Raw genomic sequence first — 8320 nt, 5'->3', positions numbered from 1 at the left:
TCCGTCCGGGGAAAGGGGAGCCTTGGCCATCAGCCGAATTGTGCAACAGAGCCCCACGCGGTTAAGAAAGTTGCGGATCAAGATATTCTCGGTCGCGCCCGGGCGGTGAACCAGCATGATCGGCGACAGGTAATCGCTGGCATCGGCCGTTTTGATCTGGGCCACGCCTGGGATGCCTTCGGCATAATGGCTGGGCAGATAGCCGATAAATCGCCCCGAGGTGATCATCAGCGCCTGCCCCTCCATCGTATCGACCAGCGCTGCGGGATCAACGTGGCCGACACGCTCGACATCATAGCGGTGCAGATAGCCGCGCGCCGCAAAGGCAAATTCGCGCAGCCGTTCTGCACGAACCGCGCTTTCGCGGAACAGCGGATGACTGCGCGCGCAGTAAAGCGCGTGATGTTCGTAAAAAAGCGGCAGATAAACCAGCCCCGGACTGCGGCGGAAAAACGGACCGATGGCAATATCGCGCTTGCCCTCATGGACCAAGCGCTCCATTTCGGCGGGCGAGGCATAGGCCAGATCGATCAGCGTGGCCTTGGCCCTTGCATTGAAATCGCGCAAGATGGCGGGCAAATCCCAGGCGGCATTGCTCAACAGCGCATCCATCACGCAGATCCGCAAAATTCCGCGCATCTCGCCCGAGATCGAAGCGGTTTCGTTTTGAAACTGATCTGCCGCGGCCAGAAACCCATCAAGTGCGGTCAGCAGCTTTTGACCCTGTTCGGTCAACGCAAACCCCGCCCGCCCCCTTTGGCACAAACGAAACCCAAGCCGCTTTTCCAGATCTGCCAATTGGGTCGAAAGCGTCGATTGCGACGTGTTCAATGTTGCCTGCGCCCCCGTCAGCCCTCCGGCCTCGACAATCGATTTGAAGGTACGAAGCAGTTTCAGATCAACGTCTTGCAGGCGGCGCATGGTGTCCTCGGCTGTGGCAGTTACATCGAAATAATCGATGTAAAATGCCATGAATCTAATTTTCCGCAAGAAACAAAATGCCATTCTGACCGTGATGACAAGGAGGCCCCATGAAGCTCAAATTTGATTTTTCCGGCACAACGGTCTTGGTAACCGGTGCCAGCCGCGGCATCGGCCATGGCATCGCAACAGGCTTTGCCGCCGCCGGGGCCAATCTGATCATCCTGGCCGAGGGCGATGACGTACACGACGCGGCTGCCCAACTTTCAAGCCAGTTTGGCCGCGAGGTGCGCGGTCTTGTCTGTGACATCACCTCGGCCAAGGCGATTGCCGATGCGTTAGCGCCCATCGCGCAAATCGATGTTTTGATCAATAATGCGGGCCTTGAGTTGCTGACCCCATTGGCCGACAGCGACCCGATACAGACCGAGCGGGACTTTCGCCGCATCGTCGATATCAATGTCACCGGCACGTTTTTGATGACCCGTGCGGCCTTGCCGAAAATGACGGCAAAAGGCGCCAATATCGTCAACACCTGCTCGATCTGGAGCCGCACATCCGAACCGGGCTTTTCGGCCTATGCGAGTTCGAAACATGCCACCCTAGGCCTGACGCGCACCTTTGCCAAAGAGCTGGGCCCGCGCGGCATCCGCGTCAATGCGGTTTGCCCCGGATGGGTGCGAACGATGGCCTCGATGCGCTCATTGGCGCGGATGTCGCAGGAAACGGGCCGCAGCGAGGATGACCTTTTGGCCGAAATCACCGGCAATCAGATCCTTCCCGGCCTGATGGAGCCCGCGGATATGGCCGATAGCTATCTGTTTCTGGCCTCGGACGGCGCCCGCAATATGACGGGTCAGGCGATCATGGCTGATCGTGGCGAGGTTATGGCCTAGGGTCATCTCGAAAACAGCACGGTGCATCCCCAAGGGGGCGCGCCAAAACGGTCTGGACAGGAGAGTCGGGTTCGCCCGCGCCGACGGAGCAACGCCCCGGAATCTCTCAGGCAAAGTGACTGCCAGACCGATACTCTGGAGAGAGATGCCTAGCATCCGCCGAAGGAGAAAGCCGCTTATGCGGTGATGCTCTCAGGCAAAAGGACAGAGGGGGAATGCGCCAATCCGGCGTGTTCAAACCCATTTGCATCCGGAGGATAAGATGCAGTCCATTGCCGTCATCGGTGCCGGGATTACCGGCGTCACCACCGCCTATGAACTGGCCCTTCAGGGCTTTTCGGTCACCGTCTATGACCGCCAGCGCTACCCCGCTATGGAAACGAGCTTTGCCAATGGCGGCCAGCTTTCCGCCTCGAATGCCGAGGTCTGGAACCATCCCTCGACGATCATCAAGGGCTTGGGATGGATGCTGAAATCCGATGCGCCCTTGTCACTGAGCCTGCGCCCCAGCTGGCATAAATACAGCTGGTTGATGGAATTTCTGGGCAATATGGGCAATTACCGCAGCAACACCACCAAGACCGCCCGTCTTGCTGTCGCCGCCCGCCAGCGCATGCGCGAAATTGCCGATCTCGAGGGGATTGCCTTTGACCGCGACGATCAGGGTATCTTGCATTTCTATCATTCCGAAAAGCAGATGGCCCATGCAAGACGCGTCTCGGCCCTTCTGGCCGAAGGTGGTGTCACGCGGCGCGAATTGGACAGATCTGGCGTGCAGGCGCTAGAGCCGCGACTGATGGGGAATTTCATCGGCGGCTTTCACACCCCCAGCGATGCGACCGGCGATATTCACCTGTTCACCAACGGCCTTGCAAAAGCCTGTCATCGTCACGGCGTGACCTTTGCCCTATCAAGCGAGATCCTGTCCTGCCAAAGCCACAATGGGCGCATTACGATCGGTCTGCGTGATGCGCAGGGACAGGTGAACCAGGTTCATCACAGCGCCGTCGTCGTCTGCGCGGGGATCGGCAGCCGAGAGATTGCGCGCCAATTGGGGGACCGTGTGAATATCTATCCGGTCAAAGGCTATTCGATCACCGTAAACCTTGAGGATGCACAATCGCGCCTTGCTGCGCCCCAGCTAAGTTTGCTTGACGATGGCGCCAAAATCGTGACCAGCCGTCTCGGGCCCAATCGCTTTCGCGTTGCCGGAACGGCTGAGTTCGCGGGCGCCAATCGTGACATTCGCGACTGTCGCATCCGCCCGATCATCGAATGGGTCAATCGGTATTTCCCCGATGTTTCGACGCGTCAATCAGTGCCTTGGGCGGGGCTGCGCCCGATGATGCCCTCGATGATGCCCAAAGTTGGCCCGGGACGTCGCGAAAACGTTTTTTACAACACCGGCCATGGCCATCTTGGCTGGACGCTTTCGGCGGCGACGGCAGAATTGGTCACGCAATCGGTGATGGCGAATTTCAAGGTCGCGCCTATGGTGCACGGCGCCGAATTCAAAAAGGCGGCGTGAGCCTGTCTACTGGGATGTTGTCATAGCCCCCGCCAGTTGACCGCCCGAACTTTCACCTGTCCAGCCCGTCTACGCTCAGGCGTTCTCGGGCTGGAACTAAGCAACTGCGGTTTTAGAAAGGCAGACGGGCCGGTATCAATCTGGCCCGCCTGCCCGCCAAGTCCGGCAGTTCATACGTTATGGCTGCACAAAAACCCAACCCTGCGCGCGCTGAGCGCCCGATGCATGGCAAATTCCGCAAAGCAAATCCCCCACGCTACGTCATTCTGGGCAAACCGGCGGATTTTGCAAAAGGCCCGCCTGATTGCCTTAGTTGTCCACCTTGCTTTCATCGCAAATCAGATCCAGCTCTTCGGTTGGTGCGCTCTGGGCCGAAAACTCGGCGGCAAGGGGACCTGAGAAGAAATGCTTCATCACCAGATCAACCCCCATCAGGTTCACATTCCTCAGGTCCGGCTCAAAGAACATGCCCCTGCTGGGGTGGGTCGAGATAATTTCGTAAGATGGGAAATAGCTGAACCCCTCGTCGCTTGACACCAGATCCCCTGCGACCGCGCGCAGCACGGATTTTGAGTAGCTGGTGGCGACCAGAACATGATCCTGGGTTGCGGTCGCGGCCAATGGCACGGGCGACACCGTCAGCAAAATGCGCGCCCTTGGATTGACTGCTTTCAATGCATCGCGAAATTCCTGCATATCGGCAAGAATTTCAGCGTAGCGCAAATTGCGAAACGCATAGCGTTCGGGCGCGTATTCCCCCGCGACCACGCCCGGTGCCATCGGGAAGATCGTACCGTCCTGCCGATCCTCCCAGCCTTCGGTCAGACCCATGGTGAAAACGAAAAGGTCCACTTCGCTGAACATGCGCCGGACCGCGTCCAAATGGGCCTCGCGCATCAACAAGACATCTTCGGGACTGGCTTGCCCGACCGGGTCAATCGCCGGTCGCAGTGCGTCAAAAAAACGGCCCTCTCGCTCCCAGACCCGTTCTGCGGGGGTGCGGTTGCCATGCGCCTCGTGGAACAGCTGGATCAGCTGGCGCGAGGTATAGATATTGCCATATCGGCACGAAAAGACGCCAAACCCCCAACGGCGCGCCTCATTCACCGAGGAAAAGGCCACCGGAGAGGGCTCCATATCCAGAAACTGCGCGCCCCTTTTGGCCAGGTTATTCCCGATATGCTGGGCAAAGCAGCTGCCTGCGGTTGCCACCCGATCACTGCGGCGCAGGGTGATTGGCTGCCAAAGGTCAGACATATCAGCGACATGAAGATTGCCGACAGCACGTTTCCAAAAGGCCCGCTCTGGCTGTTTTTGATAGGGATTGGTCATGGCAGGATCTTCACTTTCTTTTCGGCAGAAGGCTGGCACGCAAGATCTGAGCCAGTTCAAGGTCCTGAGGCGCGAAACCTTTGTCCGCCCGCGGCCTTTCGGCAGGCGGTGCTGCAGTGGACGGCGCCGGCGCCTCGATCTGGCGCATCGGGGTGGCGCCAAGCTGATAGCGGCTCAGCAACAGATCATCGACCTCCAGCGTGGGGCTGCTGATAATGGCCTCGAGCCATGTCACAATTTCTTGCGGATCGACCGAGTTGGAATGGCCTGTACGCCCCCAAAAATCGCATTTTAGGATGAAGCGGGAATCCTTGATCGATGTCACCGCCGAGACAAATGGGGCCATCTGCGTCTCAAGATGAAAGCGATCGCCCGCCGATTGCAGATAGATTACCGTATTGGGCACCTCTTTGGCGTAAAGCTCGCAGACATCCAGACAGATTTCGCGGCTTAACGCGCGGGTATTGGCGACACCCGGCCAAAGCTCTTCGCGAAAACGGCGCAGCTGGCCGCCGTAATAAGTGGTCAGTCTGGTCTGCGGCACGGCCACAAGCGCCACACTTCCGGGGAAATGCCACGAGTAATAAAGGCTGGCAAAGCCGCCGCCCGAACCGCCGACGAAAATCAGCCTATCCGCGCCCAGATGGTCGGCCGCCTTTTGGATCACATCCAGCAAAAGCTGCTGCATGGGAAAGCCCGGCTGTCCGGTATACCACCCCAGGCGAAAATTTCCCGGCTCCAGCATGGCAGGATCCGAGATCGACAACTGCGAGGGCTGCGCGCCTTTGACAGGCAGGGTCGGCGAAAAGATCGGCGGCACACGCTTTTCGCGGTCAACCGAGCCGTGAAAGTGAATGACAAGTGTTTTGGATGTCCCGCGCACGTTCAGCCACAAAGGCACGACTTTGCCTTCCAAAGGCAGCAAGAATGGCTTTCCCGAATCCAACCCTTCGGCAAGGTCGCGCGCAGGTTCAATCGTGGCCATTTTGCTTGCAATCTTGCGAAAGATTTTTGCGAACATCTGCCTTGCCCTTCTTTTGGCCGCTGGCGCGCGAACGGCACCATCCCAATAATCCAACGGATTTTCGTTAAAGTTGCAGACATCCCCATCCGAGGCAAGTATTGCACGATAGATCTAGCTTAATAGCTGCAAATGATTCAAAAATATTTGTATTTGCCTGTGGAGATGCAGGCGAAAATTCCCTTCAGCATCGTGCCCTGACCCAAAACACGTGGTTGAGCACCAAGGTTTTGCCTTGCCATTTGGGTTGTCTTTCAGCGTGCAAAAGGGCTGAAAAACCGCAAAAATCAAAGTCCTGCGGCGTCGCGAATATGGGCGCTGTGATTTGAGCAACGAGCATAAGTGGCGTGTTCCTCGCGCCGTCCGTTATGTGAAGGCTAGGGAGATCATGGATCCAAACAAAGTGCGTCCCATGACGCAACACAGATGATTTTTCGAGCTGCGCCAGGTGCCGTCGATTGCGAGGAGGCAAAAAGGCCAAGCCATCTGCGCCAATCCATGTGCGCAGCCCTTTGACTGCGCATGACAGCGCCGCCCAAATCCGGTCCGGTGTCTAACGCATAACGGGCGAGGTCCGAGCTAGGCCTATGCTAGACGGCAGGACGTCGTGAGCGCGCCGCAGGTCAAAACCCCAGATCCGGCAATCACCAATCGGAAGCATGTGCTGAATTATGTGTAAGATCACGGCCCATGTCGCGTGGCATTTTCGGGCATCAGCGTAGTGATAATGGGCGGGCAGATGATGGATTGATCTGGCAGCTGGCGACGCGCTGAGACACTCGGCGACCGCCCATTTCAACGCGCGATGCGATAGCCCACGCCCGGTTCGGTGATGATCAGCTTGGGTTGCATTGCGCTATCGCCCAATTTCTCACGCAGGTGACTGATGATGATGCGCAAGTAATGCACATCCTCGCGGTGGGCCGGTCCCCAGATCGCATCCAAAATGTCGTGATGGGTCAGCAAGCGTCCGGCGTTGCGCGCCAAAAGCGCAAGAACCTCGAATTCCTTGCGCGCCAGATCGACCGGTATCCCCCCTTGGCGCACAAGTCGTTGCGCCAGATCGATCTCCAACTGGCCAATCTGAATGACTGGCTGCGCGTTGCCGCTAGGAGTTACGCGCCGCGATAGTGCTCGCAAACGCGCGAAAAGCTCGCCCGCAGCAAAGGGCTTGGTGACATAATCATCCGCCCCCGCATCCAGCGCGGCAATGATCTGCGCCTCATCCGCGCGCACCGACAGCACGATGATCGGAATTTGTGACCATTCCCGGATCGCGCGGATCACCTCTTTGCCGTCAAGATCGGGCAGGCCCAGATCGACAAGGATGATATCGGCCCCGGCGGTGGCGGCCATGGTAATGCCCTCGCGCCCCCTTGCGGCCTCTTGCATGGAAAAGCCCGCGCCCTCGAGGACAACACGCAAGAAGCGCCGAATGGGCTGCTCATCCTCGATGACCAAAATCCGCAATGCATCAGCCATGGCCTTGCTCCGCAGGTTTGGCCCAAGGTTGAGGATCGGCAAGGGGGGCGCCCGCGACGGGTAGCAACATCCGGATCGCGGCGCCCTGCCCGCTTGGCGGCTCGATTGCAGCGACGGTGCCGTCATTGGCCTCGACCATGCCCTTGACGATCGCCAGTCCGATGCCCGTGCCCGCAGGTTGACCATCGCCCTGAACCGCGCGGTGAAACAGCTCGAAGACGCGGGCACGCTCGGGCGGCGGAATGCCCGGCCCCTCATCCTCGACACACAGGGCGATCTGTCCCTGCTCGCTGCGCGCGGAAATGCGGATCAAGCTGTTCTCGGCTGCATATTTCGTGGCATTTTCCATCAAATTGACCAGTGATTGCCCAATCAGGACCGGGTCGATCATGGCGGGTGGCAACTCTGGTGCCAAGTCCACAATGACACGATAAGCGGCAAGCGGACCTGCCAGATCGGCCAGCGCACGCCCGATCAGCTCGGCCAGATCTGTGGGGACGCGTCTGGCCACCAAGGCACCCTGGCCCAGCCGCGTCATCGACAAAAGATTGGCAACGTAACGGTCAAGCCGTTCAGCCTCGGCCAAGGCCCCTTGCGCCAGCGCGCGCGTCGTCACTGGATCGACCTCGCCCCCAGTAATGGCAGAAAGCGAGCCGATCACCGTCACCAAAGGCGTGCGCAGATCATGGCTGACGCTGTTGAGCAGCGCCGCACGCAGCGTTTCGGTCTGCGAGGCCAGGCGCGCCCGCTCAAGGTCAGATTCGATCTTGATCCGCTCGACCGCGACGGCGACCTGATCCTCGACCGCGGCCAGCAGGCGCCGCGTTTCAGGGTCGCGGCCACGTGCACGGTCCAGAAATCGCACCCCGATCGCCCCAATTGGCGCGCCTTGGGTCGCCAAAGGCAGAAACATCCAATCTGTTGCAGGCAAAGTATCAGTCCCAGCCCCAGCAGGCAGGTTCTTTTGATAGGCCCAAAGGGCGGCCGCGAAAATCTGGGGGGCCAGATCTTCCTCGATCGAGGGGAAGCCCTGCACCTGCTGCAGATCCCCTGCCTCGTCAGGCATCAAGATCAGCGAATGGCATTCCAGAGAATGTGCGATATGGGCCGCCGCCGCCCAAAGTACGTCATCGGTCGTGC

General features: G+C 59.0%; 7 protein-coding genes and 1 riboswitch. Of the genes, 2 read left to right on the top strand and 5 right to left on the bottom strand.

Annotated features, from left to right (window positions below; all coding sequences use genetic code 11):
- Positions 1-972: LysR family transcriptional regulator (locus RTS12_RS18950; RefSeq protein WP_312531292.1), on the bottom strand; the 972-nt coding region annotated here is incomplete at its 3' end.
- 59 nt (positions 973-1031) lie between these two features.
- Here RTS12_RS18950 and RTS12_RS18945 point away from each other — a divergent pair.
- Positions 1032-1817 carry an SDR family oxidoreductase gene (locus tag RTS12_RS18945; protein WP_312531290.1) on the top strand — a complete coding sequence of 262 codons (786 nt, stop codon included), beginning with the start codon at positions 1032-1034 and terminating at the stop codon, positions 1815-1817.
- Positions 1818-1942: 125 nt separating this feature from the next.
- Positions 1943-2035: riboswitch (glycine riboswitch) on the top strand.
- Between the two features lie 44 nt (positions 2036-2079).
- Positions 2080-3345 carry a D-amino acid dehydrogenase gene (locus RTS12_RS18940; protein ID WP_312531288.1) on the top strand — a complete coding sequence of 422 codons (1266 nt, stop codon included), beginning with the start codon at positions 2080-2082 and terminating at the stop codon, positions 3343-3345.
- Positions 3346-3654: 309 nt separating this feature from the next.
- Here RTS12_RS18940 and RTS12_RS18935 read toward each other — a convergent pair whose 3' ends face one another.
- The 4 genes from RTS12_RS18935 to RTS12_RS18920 all read right to left on the bottom strand — a co-directional run.
- On the bottom strand, positions 3655-4677 hold the full coding sequence (locus RTS12_RS18935) for a GSCFA domain-containing protein (protein WP_312531286.1): 1023 nt from the start codon (positions 4675-4677) through the stop codon (positions 3655-3657).
- Positions 4678-4687: 10 nt separating this feature from the next.
- The gene (locus RTS12_RS18930) at positions 4688-5698 is read right to left on the bottom strand and encodes a hypothetical protein (RefSeq protein WP_312531284.1); all 1011 of its coding nucleotides are present in this window, start codon (positions 5696-5698) and stop codon (positions 4688-4690) included.
- A gap of 795 nt (positions 5699-6493) precedes the next feature.
- The gene (locus RTS12_RS18925; protein WP_312531282.1) at positions 6494-7180 is read right to left on the bottom strand and encodes a response regulator; all 687 of its coding nucleotides are present in this window, start codon (positions 7178-7180) and stop codon (positions 6494-6496) included.
- The coding region (locus tag RTS12_RS18920; protein WP_312531280.1) for an ATP-binding protein at positions 7173-8320 on the bottom strand (1148 nt) is incomplete at its 5' end. The genes RTS12_RS18920 and RTS12_RS18925, both read right to left, overlap by 8 nt.

This window comes from Paracoccus sp. (in: a-proteobacteria) (assembly GCF_032007265.1).
GTDB lineage: Bacteria > Pseudomonadota > Alphaproteobacteria > Rhodobacterales > Rhodobacteraceae > Paracoccus.
The sequence above is the reverse complement of the archived record's forward strand: the minus strand, read 5'-3'. Positions and strand labels throughout refer to the sequence as shown.